Annotated in this window: 24 protein-coding genes; 20 read left to right on the forward strand and 4 right to left on the reverse strand. The window is 55.8% G+C overall.

The window, feature by feature from the left end; genetic code table 11:
• Window positions 1-66: 66 nt before the first annotated feature.
• A complete protein-coding gene (locus AAAH10_RS11080) occupies window positions 67-1,620 on the reverse strand; it encodes an alkaline phosphatase family protein (RefSeq protein WP_343563501.1) in 1,554 nt (517 codons plus the stop codon).
• A 431-nt stretch (window positions 1,621-2,051) separates the two neighbouring features.
• Here AAAH10_RS11080 and pdxR point away from each other — a divergent pair, with 431 nt between their 5' ends.
• The 10 genes from pdxR (at window position 2,052) to AAAH10_RS11130 (ending at window position 13,329) form a co-directional block, all read left to right on the forward strand.
• A complete protein-coding gene (gene pdxR, locus AAAH10_RS11085) occupies window positions 2,052-3,542 on the forward strand; it encodes a MocR-like pyridoxine biosynthesis transcription factor PdxR (RefSeq protein ID WP_343563503.1) in 1,491 nt (496 codons plus the stop codon).
• A 125-nt stretch (window positions 3,543-3,667) separates the two neighbouring features.
• The gene (locus AAAH10_RS11090; RefSeq protein WP_343563504.1) at window positions 3,668-4,066 is read left to right on the forward strand and encodes a GFA family protein; all 399 of its coding nucleotides are present in this window, start codon (window positions 3,668-3,670) and stop codon (window positions 4,064-4,066) included.
• Between the two features lie 209 nt (window positions 4,067-4,275).
• The gene (locus AAAH10_RS11095; protein ID WP_343563506.1) at window positions 4,276-4,611 is read left to right on the forward strand and encodes a hypothetical protein; all 336 of its coding nucleotides are present in this window, start codon (window positions 4,276-4,278) and stop codon (window positions 4,609-4,611) included.
• Between the two features lie 289 nt (window positions 4,612-4,900).
• Window positions 4,901-5,887 carry a substrate-binding domain-containing protein gene (locus AAAH10_RS11100; protein ID WP_343563508.1) on the forward strand — a complete coding sequence of 329 codons (987 nt, stop codon included), beginning with the start codon at window positions 4,901-4,903 and terminating at the stop codon, window positions 5,885-5,887.
• Window positions 5,888-5,928: 41 nt separating this feature from the next.
• Window positions 5,929-7,290, forward strand: a complete 1,362-nt coding sequence (locus AAAH10_RS11105) for an ABC transporter substrate-binding protein (RefSeq protein WP_343563510.1) — start codon at window positions 5,929-5,931, stop codon at window positions 7,288-7,290.
• Between the two features lie 77 nt (window positions 7,291-7,367).
• The gene (locus tag AAAH10_RS11110; RefSeq protein WP_343563512.1) at window positions 7,368-8,633 is read left to right on the forward strand and encodes a carbohydrate ABC transporter permease; all 1,266 of its coding nucleotides are present in this window, start codon (window positions 7,368-7,370) and stop codon (window positions 8,631-8,633) included.
• A complete protein-coding gene (locus tag AAAH10_RS11115; protein ID WP_343563514.1) occupies window positions 8,630-9,829 on the forward strand; it encodes a carbohydrate ABC transporter permease in 1,200 nt (399 codons plus the stop codon). The genes AAAH10_RS11110 and AAAH10_RS11115 overlap by 4 nt, the downstream gene beginning before the upstream one ends.
• 7 nt (window positions 9,830-9,836) lie before the next feature.
• Complete coding sequence (locus AAAH10_RS11120; RefSeq protein WP_343563516.1) at window positions 9,837-11,090, forward strand: MGH1-like glycoside hydrolase domain-containing protein; 1,254 nt, start codon at window positions 9,837-9,839, stop codon at window positions 11,088-11,090.
• A 10-nt stretch (window positions 11,091-11,100) separates the two neighbouring features.
• The gene (locus AAAH10_RS11125) at window positions 11,101-12,159 is read left to right on the forward strand and encodes an ABC transporter ATP-binding protein (protein ID WP_343563518.1); all 1,059 of its coding nucleotides are present in this window, start codon (window positions 11,101-11,103) and stop codon (window positions 12,157-12,159) included.
• A gap of 144 nt (window positions 12,160-12,303) precedes the next feature.
• The gene (locus tag AAAH10_RS11130; RefSeq protein ID WP_343563520.1) at window positions 12,304-13,329 is read left to right on the forward strand and encodes a glucokinase; all 1,026 of its coding nucleotides are present in this window, start codon (window positions 12,304-12,306) and stop codon (window positions 13,327-13,329) included.
• Here AAAH10_RS11130 and AAAH10_RS11135 read toward each other — a convergent pair.
• Window positions 13,326-14,339 (reverse strand): LacI family DNA-binding transcriptional regulator, encoded by a 1,014-nt coding sequence (locus tag AAAH10_RS11135; protein ID WP_343563522.1) that lies wholly within the window; start codon window positions 14,337-14,339, stop codon window positions 13,326-13,328. The two genes, AAAH10_RS11130 and AAAH10_RS11135, sit on opposite strands and share 4 nt — an antisense overlap.
• 181 nt (window positions 14,340-14,520) lie before the next feature.
• Between AAAH10_RS11135 and edd the strand changes: the two genes are divergently transcribed.
• The 4 genes from edd to pgl are packed head-to-tail and all read left to right on the forward strand — an operon-like array spanning window position 14,521 to window position 19,174.
• A complete protein-coding gene (edd, locus tag AAAH10_RS11140; protein ID WP_343563524.1) occupies window positions 14,521-16,341 on the forward strand; it encodes a phosphogluconate dehydratase in 1,821 nt (606 codons plus the stop codon).
• Between the two features lies 1 nt (window position 16,342).
• Window positions 16,343-16,984 (forward strand): bifunctional 4-hydroxy-2-oxoglutarate aldolase/2-dehydro-3-deoxy-phosphogluconate aldolase, encoded by a 642-nt coding sequence (eda, locus tag AAAH10_RS11145; RefSeq protein WP_343563526.1) that lies wholly within the window; start codon window positions 16,343-16,345, stop codon window positions 16,982-16,984.
• A 50-nt stretch (window positions 16,985-17,034) separates the two neighbouring features.
• The gene (zwf, locus tag AAAH10_RS11150) at window positions 17,035-18,495 is read left to right on the forward strand and encodes a glucose-6-phosphate dehydrogenase (protein WP_343563528.1); all 1,461 of its coding nucleotides are present in this window, start codon (window positions 17,035-17,037) and stop codon (window positions 18,493-18,495) included.
• Window positions 18,488-19,174, forward strand: a complete 687-nt coding sequence (gene pgl, locus AAAH10_RS11155; protein WP_343563530.1) for a 6-phosphogluconolactonase — start codon at window positions 18,488-18,490, stop codon at window positions 19,172-19,174. The genes zwf and pgl overlap by 8 nt, the downstream gene beginning before the upstream one ends.
• Window positions 19,175-19,245: 71 nt before the next feature.
• Here pgl and AAAH10_RS11160 read toward each other — a convergent pair whose 3' ends face one another.
• A complete protein-coding gene (locus tag AAAH10_RS11160; RefSeq protein ID WP_343563532.1) occupies window positions 19,246-20,133 on the reverse strand; it encodes an NAD(P)-dependent oxidoreductase in 888 nt (295 codons plus the stop codon).
• 126 nt (window positions 20,134-20,259) lie between these two features.
• On the opposite strand from AAAH10_RS11160, the gene AAAH10_RS11165 reads away from it, so the two are divergent.
• From AAAH10_RS11165 to AAAH10_RS11180, 4 genes are all read left to right on the forward strand, one after another.
• Window positions 20,260-21,030, forward strand: coding sequence for a Smr/MutS family protein (locus AAAH10_RS11165; RefSeq protein WP_343563534.1), 771 nt, complete (start codon window positions 20,260-20,262; stop codon window positions 21,028-21,030).
• Between the two features lie 11 nt (window positions 21,031-21,041).
• Window positions 21,042-21,398, forward strand: coding sequence for a helix-turn-helix domain-containing protein (locus tag AAAH10_RS11170; RefSeq protein WP_343563536.1), 357 nt, complete (start codon window positions 21,042-21,044; stop codon window positions 21,396-21,398).
• 217 nt (window positions 21,399-21,615) lie between these two features.
• Window positions 21,616-22,581, forward strand: a complete 966-nt coding sequence (locus AAAH10_RS11175; protein ID WP_343563538.1) for a LuxR C-terminal-related transcriptional regulator — start codon at window positions 21,616-21,618, stop codon at window positions 22,579-22,581.
• Window positions 22,582-22,706: 125 nt separating this feature from the next.
• Window positions 22,707-23,690 carry an MBL fold metallo-hydrolase gene (locus AAAH10_RS11180; protein WP_343563540.1) on the forward strand — a complete coding sequence of 328 codons (984 nt, stop codon included), beginning with the start codon at window positions 22,707-22,709 and terminating at the stop codon, window positions 23,688-23,690.
• A gap of 205 nt (window positions 23,691-23,895) precedes the next feature.
• Here AAAH10_RS11180 and AAAH10_RS11185 read toward each other — a convergent pair whose 3' ends face one another.
• Window positions 23,896-24,810: a LysR family transcriptional regulator gene (locus tag AAAH10_RS11185; protein ID WP_343563542.1), complete on the reverse strand. Its 915-nt coding sequence runs from the start codon at window positions 24,808-24,810 to the stop codon at window positions 23,896-23,898.
• Between the two features lie 152 nt (window positions 24,811-24,962).
• On the opposite strand from AAAH10_RS11185, the gene AAAH10_RS11190 reads away from it, so the two are divergent.
• Window positions 24,963-25,442, forward strand: coding sequence for a TRAP transporter small permease (locus AAAH10_RS11190; protein ID WP_343563544.1), 480 nt, complete (start codon window positions 24,963-24,965; stop codon window positions 25,440-25,442).
• A complete protein-coding gene (locus AAAH10_RS11195; protein WP_343563547.1) occupies window positions 25,435-26,733 on the forward strand; it encodes a TRAP transporter large permease in 1,299 nt (432 codons plus the stop codon). Before AAAH10_RS11190 ends, AAAH10_RS11195 begins: the two co-directional genes overlap by 8 nt.
• The last annotated feature ends 44 nt before the right edge of the window (window positions 26,734-26,777 follow it).

Consider the following 26,777-nt stretch of genomic DNA (forward strand, 5'->3'; position numbering starts at 1 on the left):
TATGCTGTCAGAGATAGTCCTGAAAAATGAGCTTTTGCTCTTTTTATATTTTCTGGGTCTTACACCTTATCGATTTGCAACGCACAGGCCATCCTGTGTCGCTGCCATCAAATCCAGAGCTCCATATTCGTTCTGCATGCGCCAGCTCAGAAGCCTGCGTGTATAGTCCAGCAAAACCGGAGCATAATCTGGCTCGCCAGCCAGATTCTTGAGTTCACCGGGATCTGCCTTCACATCAAAAAGAAGGGGCGGCAGAGCCGAAAAGTGAACGAGTTTGTGGTTGTCATCCCGAATGATGGACAGATTGCAGCTATCGGAGTGCAGGCCGAAGTGCTCTTCTGCTGATCGGGTTGCAACGTTTCTGAAATCATAGTGGTGGCAGACAAAGCTGCGCCATGTCTCCGGCTCCCGGCCCTGCAGGAAGGGCAGGAGCGAGTGACCGTCACATTGATGGGGAACAGAAAGGCCATTGGCCTCGAGTATGGTCGGGAGCAGGTCAATGGACTCTGTAAAACGATCAATGGTCTGTCCGCAGACGCTTCCTTTCGGGCCCTTGATAATCAGGGGAATGTGATAGGACGCCTCGAAGTAGGATGCCTTGCCCAGCATGTGGTGATCACCCATCTGCTCTCCGTGGTCGGAGGTGAAGATGATCATGGTGTCATCGTACAGGTCGTTATCCTTCAGATGCCGGATCAGGCGACCGATCTGATTGTCGACTTCGGTCATCAGGCCGTAATAGGTGGCGCGGATGTTGCCGATGTCCTCGTCACTCAGGCTGGCGACGGACTGATCCGGCCGATCTCCCTCTTCCTCGGCAACGCCCTTGATGAAACCGGACAGCTTCTGGATGCCCAGACTGTATTCCATGAAGGGATGTGATTCCGCCTCGGCTTCCGGATTTTCGGCGCGGGTTCTTGAGGGGATGGCGTTGGAGCCTCTGTAGAGATCGTTGTAGGGGGCAGGCGCAATGAAGGGAGGATGCGGTTTGATGAAGTTGGCCTGAACGAAGAAGGGTTCGCCTTCCGTCATGGCCAGATGATCAATCACGCGATCTGTCAGCCAGGCTGTGTCACTGTCCTCGGCCCTGAAGACGGCAGGCTGGGAGGTCAGGCCCTTTTCGGGAACAGAGCGATCCGGCCTGTAGATGTCATAGCCGGACTTGCGAACATGGTATCCCTTGCGCTTCAGATCGGACAGCCAGGGCTTGTTGTCCTCAATCAGTCCGGCCCCAACTGTAAAACCCGGCAGAACACCTTCGTAGCTTTTCAGCGCGGGGTCCTGCGGAGCGCGATCGCGCGGGTCCGGCGTGATGTCCGTGTAGCCGAACATAACGGGGTCAAATCCGCCCTTTCGCAGTTCCAGTGCCATGTTGGTGAAATCGCGATTGAGCGGGGTGCCGTTTGTGATCATGCGATGGTTCTGGGGGTACATTCCTGTCAGGAATGTTGCGCGTGACGGACCACAGGGCACAGAGCAGGTGTAGTGTTTCGGGAAGACAACGCCGTCCTTTGCAAGCGCATCAATGTTGGGAGTCCTGACCACGGGATGTCCAGTGCACCCCAGTGTGTCTCCTCTCCATTGATCGGCCACGATCATCAAAACGCGTTGTTGCTTCATTCGTCAGAACCCCAGATGTCAGGTTTTGCAGACTGCAGATGCAGAACAGTCAGCAAAGCACATTTCACAGCCTGAAAACGGAGTGAATGTCCTTGTCCGCTATTGATCCTAAGACAGTCACTCTTTTGTGAAAGGGTCAGAACGAAAGGATTCATGCAGTCCAGAATTCATCGAAGTGAAACAGTTTGTATTATGCAAGGTTAACATATTGATATTTTTATAAAAATATTTTCTTGAAGATTCTGTTAAATCTTTGCTGTTTCTGTTTTTTTGTGGGAAAAAAACACGCTTTTTGTTGTTTGGCTCAATTGACCATGCCAGAATATCAATGAATGCCTGTTGCCGGAATGAAACTCTGAAATAAAAAAGACACACAGACTTGGGATAAGGGTTTCTTCGCTTGTGTTGATGAACAGGAAGGTAGGAACACTGTGCCTCGTCAGTCTTCTGGTGTGCCCCTGAGCGGCATTGTGCTGGATCACAATGCCTCCACATCCCTTTATCTCCAGCTTTATAATGCCATATCGGCCATGATACTGGGCGGAACGCTCCAGATCGGGGACAAGTTGCCGGCAACGCGGGAGATTTCAAAGGAGCTGAATATCTCCCGTTCGACGGTGAATCATGCGATTGATCTCCTGCTCTCGGAAGGTTTTCTGGAGACGCGGAACCGCTCCGGAACTTACGTCAGTGATGCGATCCAGACAGAGCTGACGGAATTCCAGCAACGCGAGGATATCCAGGCGACAACAGATGAGGAAATGCTCCGGCACTACTCTCCGCGCGGGAAGCGCATTCTGGAGACGCCGAAGCAGGAACTCTACATCGGTCGCAACATCTTCAATATGTCTTCACCGGATTACCGGCTTTTTCCGCGAAAGCTCTGGCTCCAGTACTATTCGGAGCTGCTGGAGGGACTGGAGCCCGAACAGGCCGGATACACAGAGCCTGCTGGAAACTATAGTCTTCGTTGCGAGATCGCGCGTCATATCCGCTCTGCCCGCGGGATTGATTGCGAGCCGGAACAGATTGTTGTGACATCGGGGGTGCAGCAGGGTCTCAATCTGCTTGCACAGGTTCTGACCTCGCCGGGGGATCGCATCCTTGTCGAGAATCCGGGGCCGCGGATTGCCCGTCCTCCCCTGCTTGCACAGGGGCTGGATATTGTTCCGGTGCCGGTGGATGGTCAGGGCATGAACATCAGTGCCCTTGGGAACAGGGCTGGCCGTCTGGCGCTGATCACGCCCTCGAAGCAGCACCCGCTTTGCATGCCGATGAGTCTGGCGCGGCGCATGCAAATTCTGAACTGGGCGGATGAACAGGACGGTTTCATTGTCGAGGATGACTATTCAAGCGAGTTCGGATATCGGGGGAGCCCATTGGCCCCGCTCTTTGCGCTCGATCAGCGGTCGCGCGTGATCTATCTGGGCACCTTTTCCAAAACCCTGATCCCGGCCCTGAGAATGGGATTTATGATCCTGCCAAAGGCGCTGGCTCCGATTATAGCCCAGGCCATGGATTCCATGAACCGGTCCGTGTCCCATCTTGATCAGCAGGTTCTGGCCCGGTTTATTGCAACAGGCAATTTCGCAAAACACATGCGCAAGATGCGGAAGATCTATTCGGACAGGCAGGATCTGCTCGCCCGGCTTTTAAGGAGCGAGCTTTCCGACTATCTGAGCTTTGACCGCTACAATGCCGGTTTCCATATCGCTGCCATTTTCAGGGATCAGTCCATTGATGAAGAGAAGCTGAGGGCTTCCTGTATTGATCACGGGCTCTATTTCAGTCCCCTGGGGTATTACTATCACACCGATGCTGATCGGTTGAGGGGGATTGGTCTGGGGTTTGCGGGCTATACCGAAGATGAAATCACTTACGGGATCGGTGTGATCAAAAGGGCTTTTGAACTCTATTCCTGATATGAGGGACCGAATGCCCGGGGGATTGGGTGTGCCTTTTGCCCTGTTTGCAATAGTACTGTTGAAAACAGGATGTTCATGTTATGTTCTTTTTTGTTGTTGAAGATATACAGAGGAGGAATATCATGATCAGGGGAAGCTGTTATTGTGGCGCTGTCAGGTTCAGGCTTCTGGCCGAACCCTCGATGATGGGAACGTGCCATTGCAGCCGTTGTCGCAAGGCCGGGGCGAGCACTATTGTCTTTGTCAAAAAGGGCGATCTGGAATGGATCGAGGGCAGGGAGCAGGTTGCACTTTACCAGCCGGCTCCGCCCTACAGGTATGGCCGGTGTTTTTGTAAGAACTGCGGAACATCACTCGGGGAAATCCTTTCAAGCGAAGACAGCTTCCCGATTGCGGCCCATGCACTGGATGATGAACTGGTTGTGCGAAACAGCTTCCACGAGTTCGTTGCAGAAAAGCCGTCATGGTATGAAATCTGTGACGGGGCTGAACAGGCCCCCGGGCATCCGCCCGGAGCGTGAGCAGGGCTGTTTGCGCCCAATTGTCTCACCTGCACAAAAACCGATGAAATTTGTCGGATTTTCAGCCATATAACACTGTAAAGACTTGTCTTGCGCTTTCGAAGACTTCTGTCTAGTTTGCGCAGCAATTGAACAAAATGAAAAGAGTCGCCTGATGTAACAGTCAGGGGCAAACGGCTTAACTTCAGTGTGATTTGAGAGAGAATATCATGACGAATTTTGTTGCCGAGCAGAGCGCTGTTGCGCCTGTTGTTGCCGGACCTGTGACTTCCGGGGATTCCCTTCTTATGCGCATTCTGCTGTTCATCCCGATTGTGGGGTGGATCATTCGTGAACTGCGCGATCCGAATTCCGGTGCGCACACCTTCTTCTTTCTGAACGTTTTGTTTGTCTACGTTCTGGCCGGTTACTTCTTCGGGATCCAGGGCGTTTACCATGTTGCACTTGTTATGGTTCCGACAATGATTGTGACCATTATCGTCATTGCCAATGGCAAGCTGATCGGTCCGGTTTTCGGAACGGAAGACGATAAGAATTTCCAGTAATCCTGTTGAAGGACTGGTGCAAAGGGCGGCCGGATGGCCGCCTTTTTTGCGTTTGTATCGCTGTTTTCCCGCATCTGATTCGTTTCCGAAAGAATCAGGATTTTCCATGGCTTAAGCGGGAACCACAGAGATCACCGAAACCGGTTTCTTTTTTCACTTGCCGAAACCGGTTTCGGTCGTTTTGCTTGGATTCAGAGGAGAAATCTGCATGAGCGGGAAGCTTGAAAAAACGATGGGGACTGTGCGGCAGAAGCGGGTGACAATCATTGAGTTGTCGCAGCATCTCGGCATGTCAAAAAGTACGGTATCCCGCGCTTTGAACGGTTATCCGGATATTGCGGAAAAAACCCGGTTGCGGGTGAAGCAGGCTGCTGAGGAACTCGGATATCGCCCGCTGGCCTATGCGCAGGCAATCCGGACAGGGCAGGCCCGATCACTGGGTCTGGTTCTCAATATTGACAGCGACAGCGGCCATCGTCCCTTTCTGGCCGATTTCCTGGATGGTATTTCCCAGAGGGCAAGCGAGGAAGGCTGGACGCTGACCGTTGCAACAGCGGCGAGCTTTGATGGTGTACTCGAGACCATCAAGCAACTTGTCGAGGAGCGAAAGGCAGACGGTTTCATTCTGCCGCGTGCCCGCGTGATTGATCCGCGAGTTGCCTATCTGAAACGCGCCCAGGTGCCTTTTGTCCTTTATGGCAGAACCGGAAATTCCGACGACTGCGCCTGGTTTGACATCAGGAGCGAGAAGGCAATGGAGGAAGCTGTTCTCAGGCTTGCCGGACTGGGGCATCGCCGCATCGGTTTCCTGAATGCCTATGAGCATTACATGTACGCCCAGCTCCGGGACGAGGGTTTTCGCTCCGGCATGCACAAGGCCGGGCTGAGTGTCGATGAACAGCTGGTGCGCAAGGGGGTGGTGAGCAAGCCGTCCGGAGAAGAGTTTGGTGGAGCGCTCCTCGATCTGGATGACCCGCCCACAGCTATCGTTTGCGCCCTCGATCAGGCGGCGCTGGGGCTTTACCGCGCTGCCGAAAAACGCGGAATCACAATCGGACGGGATCTTTCGGTCATCGCCTATGACGGTTTGCCGGAAGGAGAATATGCGACGCCGCCCCTGACGACTTTCAGGTTTGATAACGGGGAAGCCGGAGCCATTCTGGCGGATATGCTGCTGAAGCGTATCAAGGGAGCAGACGTTGCAGAATTGCGGATGGTGCAGGAGGCGAGGCTGGTTGAACGGCTTTCACACGGTCCACCGCGGGGAATGTCCTGACTCACAAAGAGCAGGTCAACAAGGATAATAGGGAGACAAGAATGAAGACATCTGTTTTGCCGCGAATGGGGCAGCTTCTTGCTGGCACATCGCTGGGCCTGATGATGACACTGGGTGTTGCGCAGGCCGATACAATCCGTTTCTGGACCGTGGAGGAACAGCCGGACCGTCTGGCCAAGCAGCAGGCGATGGCCGAAGCCTTCGAAAAAGAGACAGGCCATTCGGTTGAGGTTATTCCCGTTACCGAGAAGGATCTTGGCACGCGGGCGACGGCAGCTTTCGCGGCCGGTGATCTGCCGGATGTGATCTATCACTCCCTGCAATACGCCCTGCCGTGGGTTGAAGCGGGTATTCTGGACAGCGAACTGGCGACTGAAGTTGTCGATGAACTGGGGGCTGAGAGCTTTGCGCAGGGCGCGCTTTCCATGGCTTCTGTTCCGGATGGCTATGCTTCCGTTCCCGTTGATGGCTGGACGCAGATGGTGGTTTACCGGAAAGATCTGTTTGAAGCGGCAGGACTGGAAGCGCCGACAAATTTTGCAAATGTGGTCAAGGCAATCGAAGCACTGCACAACCCGCCGGAACTCTACGGCTTTGTTGCTGCGACGAAGGTTGATGAAGGCTTTATGAGCCAGTCTCTGGAGCACCTGTTCCTGGCAAACGGGGTTTCGCCTGTTGATGAAAACGGTGTGCGAAAGCTGGATCCGGTCAGGGCTCGCGAAGTGCTGGATTTCTACAGGACCATTGTGAAGGCCTCTCCACCCGGGGAGCTGTTCTGGAAGCAATCGCGGGAACTCTATTTTGCCGGTAAGGCCGCCATGATCATCTGGTCTCCCTTTATTCTGGATGAACTGGCGGGCCTGCGTGACAGTGCGCCACCGACCATCAATAATGATCCGACAAGCGCCGAGCTGGCCGGCAAGACAGGGTTTGTGACGACTTTTTCCGGTCCATCCAATCCTGAGGGAGCAGCCTGGGCGGAGATGAACTACTTCGGAATCACGTCTGATGCGAACATCGAGGTTGCCCAGCAGTTTGTGTCCTATTCCATGGATCAGGGCTATGAAAGCACGCTGTCCATCGCGCCGGAAGGAAAGTTTCCTGTGCGCCAGGGCAATGCAGAGGAAGCCAGCAAGTTTGTTGACCTCTGGGCGAAGCTGCCCGTGGGTGTTGATCGCAAGGCTCCGCTTTCCAGTTTCTATCCGGCTGATGTGATTGACGGGATTGTGGGCGGACTGAACGTGGCCAAACGCTGGGGCGTTGAGGAAGGCCAGTTGGCCCTTGCGTCCAAAATTGTGAATTCCCAGACAATCAACCAGATTGCGCGTCAGTACGCAGACGATCAGATCACGGCTGATGAGGCCGTCCGCCTGATTGATGAAGCTGTCGCCGGGATTCAGTAAGTCTCCTTCAACGAGAGCCGGGCGGACAGGATGAGCCGCCCGGCTTTGTCCCCTGTGATTTTCAGGAGTGTGGAAACGTGTCCAAATCCACATCGGAAAGCCTGTCGGTTCAGCCCCCTGCAAGAGCTGGAGCCTTGGCAAAGAGGGAAGCGCGTCTGGCCTGGGGCCTTATGGCGCCAACACTTGTCAGCGTTGCCCTTGTTGTATTGCTGCCTCTTTTGGCTGTGTTCTGGATCAGTGTGAAGCCTGTAACGCTTGCAGATCTGCGGCCGCCGGAACCCACAGTCTATGAACGTCTGAAAGGCAAGCCCGGTGCAGCGGGAGACCAGGTGGTGATTGAATATCGCCTGAGGAACTCGTCCCGTCAGCAACCGATTGCTTCTGTCCGTTTGCAGGATCAGTGGCCTGCAGGGTTGCAGGCTGTCGATATTGATCCCCGCTGTATGGTGAGCGAAACAGCCCTGACCTGTGAGCTGGGAGACTGGGAAGCCGGTCACAGGGAAAAGCTGAAAATCGGGGCCATTGTGCAGGACGGCTTTCTGAACGCTGCGCCCGATATTCGTGACAGTGAGCCGGAGATGACGGGCGAAGCCCGTTCCATTCTGTTCAATGCGGACTTTACCCTGGACAACTTTGTGCGTGTTTTTCATGCCCCGGATTTTCTGAACGTCCTCTGGGCAACGCTTTTCTATACGGTTTTCGGGACTGTCGGAGCGCTGGTGGTCGGATTGATGGCAGCTCTGATCCTCAATAAGTCTTTCAGGGGGCAGGGAATTCTGCGGGGCTTGTTCCTCTTCCCCTATGTTGCTCCGGTGATTGCTGTTGCCTTTACCTGGGTGACGCTGCTGGACCCCTTTTCCGGCTCTGCCAATGCCCTTTTGATGCAGATGGAGCTGATCAGTGCGCCGATCAATTTCTTCGGTGAGGATCCGATGGCCCTGATTATGGTGACCGTTTTTGAAATCTGGCGTTATTTCCCGATGGCCTTCCTGTTCATTCTGGCCCGGATGCAATCCATTGACAGTGACATGTATGAAGCTGCCGACATGGATGGAGCCTCGCCCTTCCAGAAGTTCTGGTATCTGTCCCTGCCACAGTTGCTGGGTATTCTCTCTGTCCTGTTCCTTCTTCGCTTTATCTGGACCTTTAACAAGTTCGACGACATCTTCCTCCTGACCGGAGGCAATGCCGGAACCCGGACTTTGACTGTGAATGTCTATGAGCAGGCCTTTGCAATTTCCAATATCGGTGCAGGTGCTGCTGTGGCTGTTGTGATCTTTGCCTGTCTTCTGACCTTCATGCTTTTCTTTTTCCGCTTTATCAGCAAGGAGGAAGGCCTGTGAGACACGGTTTGCTTCTTTCTTCGGTGATCGGTGCCCTTTGGGGGCTGGTGATGATCACCTGTGTAACCACTGTTCTGGCCTTTACAACGGGACTGCCTGTCAGGCCCTTGTGGCTGGTTGCCCTGTTGCAGGGGGCTGTGGCGGCCCTGGTGGTGCAGCGAGGGTTTGCATGGCCCCTTGCTGTCGGGCTTACGGCGATTGCGGTGCTGGTTTTGAGTCTGCTTGAACCTTTTGCCCTGAGCCTTGAGTTGAGCTGGAAAACCCAGGTGGCAGGAATGGTCGTGTATGTCCTGTCCCTTGTTTTCCCCTTGCGCAAGATGCTCGAGGATGTGCCTGCCGTGCTTTTGACGCGTCATCAGTTTGAAGAGGCGATCATTCGCTTTCTGACGGCTTTTGGATATGTCTTCTTTACAGCTATGGTGCTCGTTCCCTTCTACGTGATGGTGATGACCAGTCTGAAGGGGCAGCAGGCCCTGCTGGTCAATCCGCTGGACTACTCCGTCGAATGGGACAGGGGCTGGGATATGTTCCGATCCTACTACGAGCTTTTCACACAGTTCAATTTCGGGTCCTATCTTCTGATCTCCCTGTTTGTCTCGGTTCTGACGGTTTTGATCACGCTGGTTTTCAGTGTGCCGGGGGCCTATGCCATTGCGCGGCTGCGTTTCCGGGGGCAGGCCGCGATGTCCCGTTCCATTCTGCTGATTTACATGGTGCCGCTGATTGTTCTGGCCTTGCCGATCTATATCGGCTTTTCCATGCTTGGCTTGCGGAACACCCTGACCGGTCTGCTGATGATCTATCCGGTGACCACTTTCCCGGTCGCGCTTTACATGCTTCAGGGCTATTTCCGGGATCTGCCGGCAGAGGTTGAAGAGGCCGGACTCATGGACGGCCTGTCCCGTCTGGAAGTGATCTGGAAGATTACCCTGCCTTTGGCGCGGCCTGCTCTGGCCTCGGTCTCGCTTTATGTTTTCATGATCGCCTGGAATGAATTCCTGCTGGCTTTCATGCTGCTGGATGATCCGGCCAAATTTACACTCACGCGTGGTGTTGCCATGCTGAATTCGTCAGAAATCCCCCGACAACACCTGATGGCCGGTGCGGTGATCGCAACTGTACCCATTATGGCCCTGTTCCTGTTCCTTGAGCGCTTCATGACCAAAGGACTGGCTGCAGGTTCGGTGAAGGGGTAACGCAGGAATGAAAGATTTGAATGTGCAGTCAATGAACGAACAGGCCCGGGCCATTTTGCGGGGCAATGACCGGGGGGGCTATACGATCCCCACGGCAGGTCTGTATCCCTATCAGTGGAACTGGGACAGTGCCTTTGCGGCATTCGGCTTTGCCCAGTTTGATGTGGAACGCGCCTGGCTTGAGCTTGAAACGCTGTTCAGCGGGCAGTGGGACAACGGGATGGTGCCACATATCCTGTATCACCAGCAGGATGACGGCTATTTCCCCGGACCTGAGGCCTGGGGAACAAACGGCAGGGTGCCGTCTTCCGGGATCACCCAGCCCCCTGTTGCAGCCACCTTTGCCCGCAAGACCTTCGAGCAGGACCCGGAACTGGGCGCTGTGAAAATGCAGGGGCTTTATGCAAGGCTTCTGGAGTGGCATCGCTGGTTTATGGAATGGCGTGCTGAAAGCGGTGCGGTTTGTGTGATCCATCCCTGGGAATCAGGACGCGACAATGCAACGGACTGGGACAAGGCGCTCGCCAATGTCGATCCAGGCGGTATCGAGCCCTATGAGCGCAAGGATACATCGCATGTCGATGCCTCCATGCGTCCGACCAAATACGATTACGATCGTTACATGGCCATTGTGAAGTTCGGCAGGGACAACGGCTGGGACGAGGCGGTTATTCGCGATGCGGGGCCTTTTCGTGTTGCTGATCCGACCCTGAGCTTTATCCTCTTGCGGGCTCATCGCGACCTGAGGTGGCTGGCAGACCAGCTGGGAAAGGATACGGCCGAGCTGGATCAATGGATTGCCCGTCTGGAAAAGGGTGTGGAGCTGCTGTGGAACGCGGAGATTGGCTCCTATGACTCGAGAGATCTGCGGACCGGAGAGTTTTCGGGGTCCATCACCTCGGCTTCCTTTCTGTGCTGGTATGGCGGTGTGGACGATGCGCGGATGCTTGTCCCGCTCAACCGGGTTCTGGAAGAAAGCACCTATGCAATTCCGAGCCTTGATCCGGCAAATGCGCAGTTCAATGCCAGACGATACTGGCGCGGGCCGATCTGGGCTGTGGTGAACACGCTGATCGGACTTGGCCTGGAAGAAACCGGGCACGGGGAACAGGCTGCAAAAATCCGCAAGGACTGTCGGGATCTGATTGGCCGGAACGGTTTTGCTGAATATTTCAATCCCGAAGACGGATCTGCTGCGGGAGGTGATGCTTTCTCCTGGACGGCAGCAGTCTGGCTTGCATGGATTGCAAGGGAAGGGTGAGGGACGAGGAATGACATCATCAATTGAACTGAAATCCGTTGAAAAGTGGTACACAGACAGCCTGCAGGTGATCAAGGGGATTGACCTGGAAATCCGGCAGGGGGAGTTCATCATCTTTGTCGGACCGTCGGGCTGTGGCAAGTCGACCCTCCTGCGTATGATCGCCGGGCTTGAGGAAACGAGCCGGGGGCAAATCATGATCGAGGGCCGTGACGTGACCGCCGAGCCGCCTGCCAGGCGCGGGCTGTCCATGGTTTTTCAGTCCTATGCGCTTTATCCGCACATGAATGTGCGCGACAACATGGGCTTTGGTCTTCGAACAGCCGGACATCCAAAGTCGGAGATCGACGAGAAGGTTAATGCTGCGGCACAGGCTCTGCGTCTCGAGGACTATCTGGAGCGCCGCCCCAAAGAACTGTCCGGCGGGCAGCGGCAGCGTGTGGCCATTGGACGATCCATTGTCCGCAACCCGACGGCCTTCCTGTTTGATGAGCCCCTTTCCAATCTGGATGCCGCCCTGCGTGTGGAAATGCGCTACGAAATTGCCAAGCTGCATCAGCAGCTTAATGCCACGATGATCTATGTGACGCATGATCAGGTTGAAGCCATGACACTCGCAGATCGTATCGTTGTGCTTGAAGGCGGGCATATTCAGCAGGTTGGTACGCCGCGGGAGCTTTATGAAGCACCGGCCAATCTGTTCGTGGCCCAGTTCATCGGTTCCCCGAAGATGAATATCCTGCCCTGTCACGGGAATGCCGGACGGTTCGAACTGGAAGGCGAAGGGGGTGGCGCCATGCCGGTTGACGGCGTTGCCACTCATCTGGGGATTCGTCCGGAAGCGATTGATCTGGTTGCATCCGGACAGGGGCACTGTTCCGGTGTTGTCGATATCGTCGAGTATCTGGGCTCGGATGTTTTCCTGATTGTTGACTGTGGTCCGCTCGGGAAGGTTTCTGTGCGCGCGGACGGGGAAAATACCCTCAGGGCCGGAGAGAAGACTGGCCTTTCCTTCCGGGCGGACAGGATGCATTTCTTCGACGAGCAGGGGCTGGCCCTCGGGTCATGACAGATGGTCCGGGTTTTCCTGTCAGTCGGGAAAGGGGTGAAACTTTTCCTCTTCCTGCTGTACGGGATACCTGCCGGGCTTGATGGAGCAGGACAAAAGATGCAGACTGCGGCCTCTCTTTGACCCGAATGCGGAAATCAGATCATGACGATTGAGAAGCCTGTCACCGGTAAATCCTGGAGTTTGGTTGCGGATATTGGCGGGACCAATGCGCGTCTGGCCGTTGTGGAGGACAACAGGATTGTCTCCCGCGCGCGCTATCAGACGGATGGTGATCATTCCCTGACGGACGTCTTTGCGGATTTTGTCGGGGAAGTCGGGTCTTCCCCGGATCATGTCGAGGTGGCTGCAGCCGGTCTCGTCCGGAACGGTTCTGTCAGACTGACCAATGCCAATCAGGTTCTGGAAGCAAGTGGTCTTGTCCGTGCAACAGGGAGCCGGACTGCCCGGATCATCAATGATTTTGAAGCGGCGGCCTGGTCCCTCGTCACGGCGGTTCCGGAGGATTTGACCCTTCTGCAGGGGACGATGATCGCGGCACAGGAGCAATCCCCCGTACCAACAGGAAACCGTCTGATTGTCGGGCCGGGAACCGGTCTGGGAGTCGGAGCGCAGGTCTGGGCCGGAAGGCAGCCTCATGTTGTTCAGGGAGAAGGCGGGCATATTCGCATCGCGCCCGAGTGCCGGGAGCATGTCGCGCTTTTTGATGCTCTGTCGTCCATTTGGCCGGAAGTGGTGATGGGGGCGGGATTTGCGCTGGAAGCTGAAGCGATTGTCAGTGGTACGGGCTTGCCCTTTGTGCAACGGGCGCTGGAGGAGATCAATGGCAGGGACGTCAGCAATCTGCAGGCCGCCGGAATTTTTGCCGAGGCAAAGGCTCATCCGGATGGGCTGTCTTCGCAGGCTGTTGAGCTGTTCTGCCATTATCTGGGAGCGGTTGCCGGGGATCTGGCCCTGACCCTGTCCGCGAGTGGTGGCGTTTTCCTGACCGGGGGTGTTCTTCAGGCCAACAGCTGGATATTTGATCTCCCTGTTTTTCTGAAAGCCTTTAATGAAGGGGGGCGGCACACGCCTTTCCGTGAAGCCTTTTCCGTTTATCTCTATGGCAATGGAGACTTCGGCCTGCTGGGCGCAATGAACGCCATGCGCTACCAGCCCCTTGATGGTTAGAGCGTTTCTCCGGCGCTGGTTTTCAGCTCCAGCTGATCGATGAGGTCCGGACGGGACGCCTGACTGTCCCTGTTTCGGGAGGCATCCAGAACATGTTGTGCCGCTCTGAAGCCGATGTCGTAACGCGGAACATGACTTGTCGCCAGTTCAATGGGGAAGCCGTCAAGCATCTCGAGGCCGTTGAAACCTGCCAGTGCAATATCATCAGGGATTGTCAGGCCGTTGCTCATGCAGTGCATGATACCACCGGCTGCGAGCAGGTCGCTTGAATAGTAAATGCAGTCCAGATCAGGGCTGCGTTCCAGCAGGGCGGCGGTCATTTCCCGGCCCTTGGCCGTTGAGGAATGCTCATCATAATAGATCTGATCGTGTAGTTGCAGTCCGGCCTCGCCCAGCGTGTCTTCGAACCCCTTCAGGCGCTTGCCCGCGCGGAAATCCAGAGGCATCTGGGTGCCGGCAAAGCCAATCCTGCTGTAACCGCGTTCCAGAATCAGTCTGGCCATGTCCTGCCCGGCCTGTCTGTGGGAGATTCCGACGCAGGCATCAACGGGCGTTCCGTCGCAATCCATGATCTCCACAATCGGAATGTCTGCAGCAGCCAGCATTTTTGTTGCGATCTCTGTGTGGTGCAGCCCGGCAATGATCAGGCCCCGGGGCTGCCAGGACAGCATGTCGGCGATCACGCGTTCTTCCTGATCCGGATCGTAATTGGAAATACCGAACACAGGTTGAAGCAGGGAGCCTGACAGGGCATCGGAAATACCTGTCAGCACATCCGGAAAAACATAGTTGCGGATGGAGGGCACAATGACGGCGACAAGATTGACCGAGCGTGATGCCAGTCCGCCGGCAATCCTGTTGGGCACATATCCGAGCTCCTGCACGGCATGGCGGACGCGCTCACGCGTTTTCGGGGACACGTCACCGACGCCTCTCAAAACGCGGGATGCTGTCATTTCACTGACCTCTGCCAGAAGGGCAACATCCTTGAGGGTCGGTTTTCTGTTCATCGGCGTCGGGTCCACATGCTGGTCATCGTTGCAAAGGGAATGACTGCTTTAGCAAAAACATCACAAAATAAACAGTCCTGAAGGCTTGAAGAGTTGGAAAGACTCCTTTATTGTCGGAATTATGTTAGCGCTAACATATAATGTTTTTCAACATAAAGCGCTGTTCAGGAGGAGATGAGCAATGGGAACGCCGCTTCAGGATTCAGTCAGGCGGGTGACAGATCGCATTCGTGAGCGAAGCGCCAAAAGTCGTGCGGCCTATCTGGCGAAGGTTGACCGGGCCATTGCCCAGGGGCCTGGACGGGGGATGATGGCCTGTGGAAACCTGGCCCATGCCTTCGCAGCCTGTTCTCCTGCGGACAAGGGCAAGCTGGCGGATGCGAGAACACCCAATCTCGGGATCGTCACGGCCTACAATGACATGCTTTCCGCCCATCAGCCTTATGAGCGTTATCCGGATATCATCCGTGAAGCGGCCAGATCTGTCGGAGCAACAGCGCAGGTCGCCGGAGGTGTTCCGGCAATGTGTGACGGCGTGACACAGGGGCAGGACGGGATGGATCTCTCGCTCTTTTCCCGGGACCTTATTGCGATGTCCTCTTCCATCGCCCTGTCTCACAATGTCTACGACTGCGCGGTCTTTCTGGGGGTTTGTGACAAGATCGTCCCCGGTCTTGTGATTGCGGCAGCAACCTTTGGTCACTTGCCAGCAGTTTTTATCCCGGCTGGTCCCATGACGTCCGGCATTTCAAACTCCGAAAAGGCCCGTGTGCGACAGGACTATTCCAAGGGGCTGATCGGGCGTGATGAGCTTCTCAAGTCCGAAATGGCTTCCTATCACGGTCCGGGCACCTGTACCTTTTACGGAACAGCCAACTCCAATCAGATGCTCATGGAATTCATGGGACTCCAGTTGCCGGGGTCGAGCTTTGTGAACCCTGGTACGGATATTCGGGCAGCCCTGACTCAGGCCGGGGCCAAGCGGGCGCTGGAAATCACGGCAATGGGCAATGATTTCAGGCCTGTTGCCCACATTCTGGACGAGCGGGCTGTTGTAAACGGCATTGTCGGGCTGAATGCAACAGGCGGATCGACAAATCTGCTGATCCACCTTCTGGCGATGGCACGTGCGGCCGGTGTGATCATCACATGGGAAGACTTTGCCGATCTTTCGGAGGTGATACCCCTGCTCACGCGTGTCTATCCGAACGGGCAGGCCGATGTGAATCATTTCCATGCTGCCGGTGGTCTGGGGCTGGTTGTGGGAGAGCTTCTCAAGGGAGGCCTCCTGCACGATGACGTGACCACAGTGGCCGGGGACGGAATGGAGCTTTACACGCAGGAGCCGCGCTTTGACGGGGACGGTGAGGTCAGCTGGGTTGCCGGTGCCGGACGCTCGCTTGATGAGGAAATTGTCCGCCACATTGACAATCCCTTCCAGGACAAGGGAGGACTGAAGCGTCTTGACGGAACTCTGGGAACGGCCGTGATGAAGGTTTCTGCCGTAGCACCCGAGCGCCATGTTATTGAAGCTCCGGTCCAGGTCTATCAGGATCAGGCCGAGGTCAAGGATGCTTTTGAAAAGGGTGAACTGCACAAGGATGTCATCGTCGTTGTGCGCTATCAGGGGCCAAAGGCAAACGGCATGCCGGAGCTTCACAGCCTGACGCCCATGCTGTCGGTCCTGCAGGATCTGGGCTATCGCGTTGCTCTGGTCACCGACGGTCGTATGTCCGGTGCTTCCGGCAAGGTGCCTGCTGCCATTCACGTGAGTCCGGAAGCCCTCGACGGAGGACCAATTGCCCGGTTGCGTGATGGAGATCTTGTCCGGGTTGATGCCACTGGCGGAAAGCTGGAAATCCTGGACCCGTCCGTTCTGGAGCGTTCCTTCGAGATACCGGATCTTTCTGCCAGTCACGAAGGATTGGGGCGTGAGCTTTTTGCTCTTTTCCGTCAGAATGTAGGTCCTGCCGGTCAGGGCGCATCGATTTTCGAGGTTTGATATGACGTTTACTGCTGAAAGCGCCAACCAACAGTTGGAGCAGATTTGCTCAAAGGCGCCCATTGTTCCGGTTCTTGTGGTGGAAGATGTGGCCCATGCCGAGCCTCTGGCAAGAGCTCTGGTGGCCGGAGGGCTTCCGGTTCTTGAAGTCACCCTTCGAACGAAAGCGGCGCTGGATGTCATCAGGGCCATGTCTTCTGTCGAAGGTGGCATCGTTGGCGCGGGAACTGTTCTGTGCCGTGATGATGTGAAGGCCAGCAAGGAAGCAGGGGCCCGGTTTGCGGTGTCCCCCGGTGCGACTGATGCCCTGATTGAGGCCTGCGAGGAGTTCAGCCTGCCTTTGCTTGCTGGTGTGGCAACAGCTTCGGAAGGGATGGCTCTGCTGGAGCGGGGCTATCGTTTTGCAAAGTTTTTTCCGGCGGAGGCTGCAGGTGGTGCAGCCCTGCTGAAGGCCCTGAATGGTCCCCTGCCGCAGCTGAAGTTTTGCCCGACAGGTGGACTGACACCGGACAATGCGCGATCCTATCTTGGACTGCCAAATGTCGTCTGTGCCGGTGGGTCCTGGGTTGCTCCGAAAGCTTTGATGCAGGCGGGACAGTGGCGCGAGATTGAAATTCTGGCGCGAGAGGCTGCCGGGTTTTGAGAAAGAAAAAGGCCCGGCAGGAAGAGCAGGACAGGCAAGCGGAGAGACAAATGGTTGCGAAGGTGATCGCTGTTGAAGACTTTGATCTGGTGATCTTTGGTGGATCGGGGGATCTGGCGCGGAGAAAAATTCTGCCCGCCCTTTACCGCCGCAGGCTGGCGGGGCAGATGCCGGAAACAGCACGGATCATTGCCGCTGCTCACAGCAGCAAAAGCAATGAAGACTTCCGTTCTCTGGTCCGGGAAGCTCTGGAGACCTTTCTGGATGAGCGCCACAAGGACAAGGCACTGATCGAGGCATTCCTCGAGCAGTGTTCCTATGTACAGCTTGATGCCTTTGGTGATGACGGCTGGAAGGAGCTGCAGGAGACCCTTCGTGATGATGTGATCCGCAGTTTCTATTTCTCGGTTGCGCCCTCGCTGTTTGCGGAACTGTCGGCACGCCTGACAAGCCATTCCATTGCGACAGCACAGAGCCGTCTGGTGGTGGAGAAACCGTTCGGGCATGACCTGCCCAGTGCAAAGGCGCTCAATGCGGCTCTTTCCCGCTGTTTCGACGAGGCGCAGATCTACCGGATTGATCACTATCTGGGCAAGGAAACCGTCCAGAACCTGCTGGCGTTGCGGTTTGCGAATGTCCTGTTTGAGCCGCTGTGGAATTCCCATTACATTGATCATGTCCAGATTACGGCGTCCGAGGAAATCGGTGTTGAGGGCCGGGGAGCCTATTATGACCGGTCCGGGGCCATGCGTGACATGGTGCAGAATCACCTGATGCAGCTGCTTTGTCTGACGGCAATGGAAGCGCCTGCCAGTATCGCTCCGAATGATATCCGCAACGAGAAGCTCAAGGTGATCAGTGCGCTGGAAGAGGTTACGGCCGGGCAGATCGTTCGGGGACAGTATCGGGGGGATTCCAGCCGTGGCTCCTATCTTGAGGATGTCGGGAACGAGACCAGCCGGACCGAGAGCTTTATTGCTCTCAAGGCCCATGTCGGAAACTGGCGCTGGTCCGGAACGCCGTTCTATCTGCGCACGGGCAAGCGTTTGCGGTCCCGTCTGACGGAAATTGCAATCGCCTTCAAGGAGCCGCCGCACAATATCTTTGCCGGTCAGACCGGTTCGCTGGCGGGGAACACACTGATTATCCGCTTGCAACCGGGTGAGGCGATCAAGTTGCATGTTCTGATCAAGGAGCCTGGTCCCGGTGGTATCCGCTTGAAAGAGGTGCCTCTGGATATGACCTTTGCCGAGCTGAATGCCCGTGACGGGGTCGAGGTGCCGGATGCCTACGAACGTCTTTTGATGGATGTGATCCGTGGTGATCAGACGCTTTTCATGCGCGGAGACGAGGTCGAGGCTGCCTGGCATTGGACAGACAGTGTTATTGCCGCGTGGGACGAGGCCGGAGACATCCCGCGTCCTTATGACAGCGGCTCTTCCGGGCCGGAGGATGCCCTGATGCTTTTGCATCGTGACAACCGGCGCTGGCGGGAGATAGAAAATGACTGAGTTCAGACAGTACCCCGGTCGAAGCAGCCTGATGAAGGAACTTGCCGGACTGGTGGCTGAAGAATTGAAAAGGGCCCTGATGCAAAAGGGATCTGCGTCTCTGGCTGTTCCCGGAGGGACAACACCGGGGCCTTTCTTCGAACATCTGCGGGCCATCAAGCTGGACTGGAGCAGGGTTTCTGTCCTGCTGACAGATGAGCGCTTTGTTCCCGAGAGTTCCCCGCGTTCCAATACGGCATTGATCCGGCAGACCCTTTTGCAGGAAGAAGCTGCAGAGGCAAACTATGTCCCGCTCTATGAAGAGGCCGCCACTCCGGAACGCGTTCTGGACCTGCTGCAGGAGCGTGTGCAGGCGGTGCTGCCGCTGGATGTGTGTGTGCTTGGCATGGGGGCAGACATGCACACTGCCTCACTCTTCCCCGGTGGAGACCTGCTCGCCCGGGCTCTTGATTGCAGGGCGCCGGTTCTGCTTCCCATGAGGGCACCCGGTGCGGATGAACCCCGCCTGACCCTGACGGCACCGGTTTTCCGGATGGCCGGGGTCGTCCATCTGCTGATAACAGGAGAGGAAAAGCGGGCAGCTCTGACACAGGCCGGGAAGGCTGCTTCTGTTCTTGCGGCCCCTGTCCGCGTGGTTCTGGATCGCGAGGACCCAACACTGATTCACTATGCGGACTAGGCTCCTGGAGCCGGTTGCATAAACTTGAGGCAGCCTCTTTTAGAGGGGAGAGGCTGCCTTTTCTTTGTTTCCTATTTGGATGACGGCTTCCAGTCGTTCTGGAGGAGATGGATCAGACTGGATGTGTCCCATCGACCGCCACCACGTGCCTGGACCTGTGCATAAAGCTGATCGACAAGGGCCGTGATGGGCAGGCGTGCTCCGTTCCGTTCGGCCTCGTTCAGGCAGATGTCCAGATCCTTGCGCATCCAGTCGACGGCAAAACCAAACTCGAATTCACCCTTGCACATGGTTGTCCCGCGGTTTTCCATCTGCCATGACCCGGCAGCACCCTTGGAGATAACACTGATAACCTGATCTGTGTTCAGGTTGGCGCGCTGAGCAAAGTTGAGAGCCTCGCTGAGGCCCTGAATGAGGCCACCGATACAGATCTGGTTGGCCATCTTGGTCAACTGGCCAGCACCGACCGGTCCCATCAGGGTGACCGCCCGGGCGAAGGATTCTGCCGCGCGATGCATTTTGTTAAAGGCTTCGGTATCTCCGCCGCACATGACAGTCAGAACACCGTTTTCCGCGCCTGCCTGACCACCTGAAACCGGGGCGTCCACAAAGGCAAAGCCCCTTTCACGAGCTGCTTCATCCAGTTCGCGTGCAACATCTGCCGAAGTGGTTGTGTTGTCCACAAAAACAGAGCCTTCCTTCATGCCTTCGAAGGCTCCGTCAGCGCCAATGGTAACGGATCGCAGATCATCATCATTGCCAACGCAGGCAAAAACAATATCACAGCCTTCTGCGGCTTCCCGGGGTGTCGTTGCAAAGGAACCGCCGTGTTCCTGAACCCATTTTTCCGCCTTTGCTGCAGTGCGGTTATAAACAACAACATCATACCCTTTGGCTTTCAGGTGCCCGGCCATTGGATAGCCCATGACGCCCAAACCCAGAAAAGCAACTTTTTCCATGCCTGTGTCTCCCTTGGAATTGAGCGAACAGCCTAAGCGCCCGGATTGAGGCATGCAAGTCTCTCTTGCCTTGAATCGCTTGCTCCAGTAGCAAGAAGACTGAAGTCGTTCAAAAAGGAACTCCCCTTGGGCAAAAGCACACGTCAGAACAGCAAAGGCAAATCCGGTTCTTCAAAGGGAACCGGAACGGCTGGAGCACGTCCTGACAGTGGCGGACCGGGCAGAAAAAAGGCTGTGCCGGGAGACATGGAGCTTTGGGGGTACGTTCTGAAGACAGTCAATCCGCTGGAAAAGAGGGACAATTTCAGCTTTGGCCGTCCCCTGCCCATGCCGGAGGAGCTCTATGAGGATGCGCCGCGCCCCCCTCAGCCGGAGCAGGACTTTGTGCCCTGGCGGGAAGCGCCCAAAACAGCGCGTCCCCAGGCTCTCGAACCCCGGGCAGAAGGCCTTCTGGGATCCGGCAATCTGGACGGGATGGATCGCAGACAGGCCGATCGCTTTCGCAAGGGCCTCTTGCCGATGGATGCGGTGCTTGATCTGCACGGTATGAGCCAGCAACAGGCCCATGCGGCACTGGACGGTTATATTGCCGATTGCTGGGAACGGAACCTGAGGTGTGTTCTTGTGATCACAGGGAAGGGAACTGCAGCCGGATCGGACGGTGTACTGAAGGCCCGTGTCCCGGACTGGCTGAACATGGCTCCCTCCCGCAGCAGGGTTCTGGCCTTTACGACGGCGCGGCATCATCACGGTGGAACCGGGGCGCTTTACGTCATGCTGAAACGCCGTCGCCTGCCGGATGAACCGTCCCTGAAAGGACTGGGAGGCAGGGAGCGATCGTCGGAAGCCCTGAAGCCTGTGCCAAGACGCAAACCGAAAAGCCGCAAGCGCTTGTAAGGCGAAGAACCATGACACCTTTTGGAGCACGATTACGGGAGATCAGGGCAGAGCGCAATCTGACCCTCAAGGAGATGGCGAAGGGCCTGGGTGTCACCTCGGCTTACCTTTCCGCGCTGGAACACGGAAGAAAATCGGTCCCGAGCAAACGCTTTGTGCACCGGGTCTGTCAGTATCTCAATATTATCTGGGATGAAGCCGAGGAACTGGAAGCCCTGGCCAGGCGTTCTGATCCCAAGGTTGCCATCAACACGGCCGGTCTGTCCCCGAAGGCCACAGAGCTGGCCAATCTCCTGTCCGAAAAAATAGGAACGCTGAACGACAAACAGATTGATGATCTGATCAGGGATCTGAAGAGCAGGGGATAGGGGAAACCTTTGCGTTTCTGCCGGAGCCCTGTGACGCTTGCCGGACCTTTGAGCCTGCCTTTTGTATTCTTTTTGCAGCCATGGTTATAATGCCCCTTGTCTGTCGCCTTTACGGCGTAAAAGCTGTCTCGGGGAGTTCGCTGTTCAGACGGGAGCTTCGGGGACGTGGCTGTGGGAGGGCAGACCTTGCTTCAGGCCCTGTTGGAGGTTGATCACCATGACTACCCCAAGACCGGATATCCCCGAGCGTACGCGGGAAAAATGGCAGCGTATGGTCGATCTCATTTCTGAAATTGCCGATGTTCCGGCAACGCTGATTATGCGCACTCTGCCCCCTGATCATTCCGTTGCTGTGTCCAGTGCGTCCCCGGAAAACCCCTACGTCGTCGGGCAGAGTTTCACCCTGCATGAAAACCTTTACTGTTTCGGTGTTTTGCAGAACGACGGGGAACTTGTCGTGGAAGATGCGGCCTGTGATCCGCGCTGGTCCTGCAACGAGGATCTGGAGGCCGACGAGATGGGTTTCTATATCGGTTATCCCATCAAATGGCCTGATGGTGGTGTTTTCGGCACCATCTGTGTTCTGGATCGCAGCCGCAATGAAAAAGCCCTGCTCTTTCGCAAGGGGTTGCAGGAATTCTGTGGTGTTGTCGAAGATGATCTGGCCATGCTGATGGAAGTGGAGCGTCGCAAGACTGTCCAGCAGACCCTGCGGGAAACACTGGCAAGCCAGGAGGCGAAGATTGAGCGGCGGACCAAGGCTCTGGAAGAGGCGAACATTGCGCTCCGGGTGCTGGTCGACAATGTTGAAGAGAGAAGAAAGGACGCCGAACAGAGGGTCTATGACCAGATCAGGGAATTGATCCTGCCCCTTGTGACGAAGCTGCGTCAACTCCATTCCGATGAGGATGTGGAGGCTGTTTATCTGGATATGATCAGTGAAAATCTGGAAGGGCTCTCGACCATTGTATCGTCGGACGTGGCACAGGCTCTGGAACGGCTGACACCGACGGAAACAGAGATTGTACAATTGATCCTCTATGGGCGCACGACCAAGGAAATTGCCAATGTCCTGTCGCGGGAGACCAGCACGATCGACTTTCATCGCAACAACATCCGGCAGAAACTCGGATTAAAGCGGCACCAGAATTTAAGACAACATCTTGCCTGTCTATCTCATTGACTGATCTGGGAAATATTCTGTGAATATGGGGTGCTTACCCATATTTTGCTGTCATTTTTCTGGGGATGGCGAGGTTTCGTTTTTCCTTACCCTGATTTTACAGAAAAAATTCAGGGAGCAGAAAAATGGATAAGAAAGATTTGAAACCGGTTGTCGTGGATGGTCGCAAGGATGAAATGGCCGAAGGCCTGTCCCGTCGTTCCTTCTTTGCTGCGGCTGGAGCTGCCGGTGTCGGTGCGGCTGCGGCTCTGGTGACGCCATCCGAAACCAGGGCCCAGTCAACAGACTGGACACAGCCGGGCAACAACAATCACGTGATCGAGCTGCAGAATGCCGCCAGCTTTCCGGATGGTGCTGTGGGCTTTGACTACTACGGTCACTGTGCACTGAAAATCACATCACCGGGCGGCGCAACGATTATGTTTGACCCCTGGCGCGATGATCCGTCCGGGGCGTGGGGGCTCTGGTTCAAACAGGAGTTTGCCGAGACACCTGTTGACATCACAATGTCGACCCACACGCATTTTGACCATGATGCAATCGACCGCCCCGTGTCCACGATGGTTCTGGATCGCATGGTTGGCGCGTTCGAGTTTGCTGACCTTAAAATCACAGGATTTGCGGACAAGCACGCCTGTGTTGCACCGGGCTGGTACAACTGGACCAACGCGCTTGCAGAGTTCGGGGTCAATGCCTGTCCGCCTGACAATGTCGGACATATGGACATGGTGGTCTATGTGGTGGAAACCGGTGGTGTCCGGACCCTGATCTGGGGGGACAATCGCCCTGATCCGGGGCCTGAATTCTGGGAGGCGATTGGTCGTGTGGATGTCCTGACCTTGCCTGTGGATGGTTCCGAACACATCCTGTCCTATGAGCAGGCCAACAGCATTGTGGACCGTCTGAAGCCGAAAGTGGTCATCCCGACCCACTATCTGAGCGAAACAACAACCTACACCCTGTCGACACTGCAAACAGCCGATGACTGGGTCAAGGATCAGAAGAGCTACAAGATGCTTGGCAGTGCGAGCTTGCAGCTTGCGGCAGAGGAAATCGCGCAGATGGATCGCGAATTCCTTTATTTCGGGCATAACGCCCAGACAAGCTGACAGGTTGGACCATCTGTTCCGAAGAGCGGAGCAGACTGCAAGGAAACCGGATCAAAAGGGGTCGGATTTTCCGGCCCCTTTGCTGCTGTTTGGTTCATGGCGTGGAAATGAAAACCGGGGACAGCTTGTCAGAGCGCAGAATGTAAAAGGCAGACTTTTGTCTGTCCCAAAAGATGGTTTGGCGATCTGTTACGGATTTTGTAAATCAGACCGGTTCTTCCAGGCCTTCCAGCTCGGCGGTTAATTTGTCGGCAAAGGCGGAGACCAGTGTTGATGCGGGCCTGTGCGCAGGTTGCAGAAGGGAGACTGCAAGACTGACAGACGGCTCAAAGGGCTTGAAGACAAGTCTGGGCTCGGCCCTGTTGTATTCCCTGTAGCTGTTGGCTGTCAGGGGATCGCACAGGGTGTTGCACAGTCCCCGTTCGGCCAGTTGGAGGGCCAGCTGGAAGTTGTTCACTTCAAAGCGCTGAACCAGACGGGACTTTCCGGCCTTGAAGGCTGCTTCTGTTTCAAGTTTGTTGGGGTGCCCCTCATCAAGCAGTGCCATTGGTCTGCCGGACAGATCGGCTGCTGTGATGACCTCCCTGTCGCTGAGAGGGTCATCCCGGGTTACGGCACAAACGCACCGCAGATTGAAGTTTCTGACCAGCAGCGCCGGGTCAGGATAGGGCGTCTCGGCCAGTCCGATGTCGAACTGCTGTGCTGCAATCCACTTCTGGATTGTACTGGATGTTCGCATCATCAGCGACACCTGGACCTTGGGTTTGTCCTTTACAAAATCGGCAATCAGGCGGGGAAAGAAGAACTGTGACGAGGCTGGCATCGATACAATGCGAAGTCGTCCTTCCTGAAGGCGCCCCATGTCACTCATGACCTTGCAGGTGCTTGAGAGCTGCTGAAGGATGGCCTCTGTTTCCGACGAGAAAAAGTTGGCTTCGGGCATGGGAAAGAGACGCCCGCGCTGTCTTTCGAAAAGCGGTGTGCCGAGCTCTTCTTCCAGACTGGCAATCATGTGACTGACAGCAGGCTGGGTACGCCCCAGGGTTCTTGCCGCTTCGGAAATGGAACCTGTCTGCATCACTTCCCGAAAGGCCTGAAGCTGTCTGATCGTGATGTTCATGAGAGGCTATCCTGCAGAAAAGAAAAAGAATTCTCCAATCATATAATTTAAATTTATGAAGTTATCAATTTAATCGTTTTGACTTTATGGCTTGTGAAACGGAACCTTGGATCAACGAACGGGAAAAGAAATGAACAGCAGGGTTTCATACGATGGAGAGGTTGGCCAATGTGCTGCTGACAAGTCTGATTTGTCTTGTCGCCGGCGGGCAGTTTGTACAGGTGATCACACGCTACCTGCTTGAAATTCCGGTGCTCGGACTGGAGGAAAGCCTTATTTATCCGACGCTGTGGCTCTACATCCTGGGGGCTGTCAATGCGTCGCGTGAAAATTCCCACATTCGGGCCAATGTTCTGGAAATCTTCCTGAAAACACCACGCCAGTTTGCGCTTCTGGCCATTGTCGGGGAGGTTCTGAGCCTTGCCATCGGCCTGTGGCTGACCTGGTGGGCCTGGGATTTTACCCGCTATTCCCTGCGTGTCTGGCGGGAAAGCCCGACGCTTTATATCCCGACATTCTATGCGGATGTTGCGCTTGTCACCGGGCTGGGCCTGATGATGCTCTACACCGCGATCCACCTCATTGGTCATATTCGTGAGTTTGCCACAGCAGAGGAGAAGGCAAATGGTTGAAGTCGCACTTCTTGCTGTGGCGGTTCTCGTGATCTGCCTGACACTGGGACTGCCCCTGCCGTACTGTTTTGGCGCCGGGTTGATGGTGATGTACTTCGTGGGGGATGTCACCATGAAGGGCAACATGCTCTGGGGCATGCAGCAACTGGGGAATCCTGTCCTGCTGGCCATTCCGCTTTTTGTACTGGCGGGTACCATCATGAGTGTCAGCGGGATTGCCGCCAGTCTCCTGAGGTTTGTGAATATCTTTATCGGGCATCTGAGAGGCGGGTTGGGGGTCGTTGCGACTGTCAGCTGCGCCCTGATCGGTGCGATCTCCGGCTCCGGGCTGACAGGTGTTGCAGCCATTGGTCCCCTGCTGATCCCCGAAATGGAAAAGCAGGGCTACCCGCGGTCCTATGCGACAGCGCTGATTGCCAATGCCTCCCTTCTGGGGCTTCTGATCCCGCCGAGCGTGACCATGATCGTCTACGGCTGGGTTACCGACACCTCCATTCTGGCCTGCTTTCTGGCAACGCTGGGGCCGGGCCTGTTGATCATGACCAATTTCTCGGCGGTCAATCTCTGGCTGGCGCGCAGATTTCCCCTGGTGCTGGAGGAGCGTCCGAAGGGTCGTGCATTCGTCCGTGAAGCCTCGTCCCGCGGTTTCAGGGCAACGCCTGCGCTGCTGATGCCGGTGATCATTCTGGGGGGTATCTACGGCGGGGTCATGACGCCGACCGAGGCAGCTGCTGTCGCTGTGATCTATGCGATTCCGGTTGGTTTCCTGATTTACAGGGGGCTTGATATCAAAACATTCCTCTTTGCCGGCAAGGAAGCGTCGACCTCTGTCGGAGCCATCATGCTGATGATTCTGTTCAGCATGATCCTGTCCCAGATGTTTGTTCTGGAATCCATTCCCCAGCAACTGGTTGAAGCGATTTTCTCGATCACGGACAACAAGGTTGTGCTGCTGATCATGATCAACATCCTGCTCTTTTTTGTCGGGATGGTGGTCAATGACATTACGGCGATCATTTTGATTGCGCCGTTGCTGCTGCCCCTGATGGAAGCAATCGGGGTCAGCCCGGTTCAGTTCGCTGCCATCATGGGGGTGAACACCGCGATGGGCGGGGTGACACCGCCCTATGCCTCGATCCTCTATCTCGGAGCCCGCATTGGCAAGGTGAAGGTCACAGAGGTCATTCGCCCGGCGATGATCCTGATCCTGACCGGGTACCTGCCCGTCGTGTTCCTCACGTCTTTCTGGGATCAGCTGTCTCTCTACCTTCCGGCTCTCTTCGGATACTGAACGGCAGCTTTCACAATCATAAAAAAACCAAACAGGACTTTTCA

Origin of the sequence: Carbonatibacter coralli (assembly GCF_039592655.1) — a bacterium.
Classification (GTDB): domain Bacteria; phylum Pseudomonadota; class Alphaproteobacteria; order Kiloniellales; family Kiloniellaceae; genus Carbonatibacter; species Carbonatibacter coralli.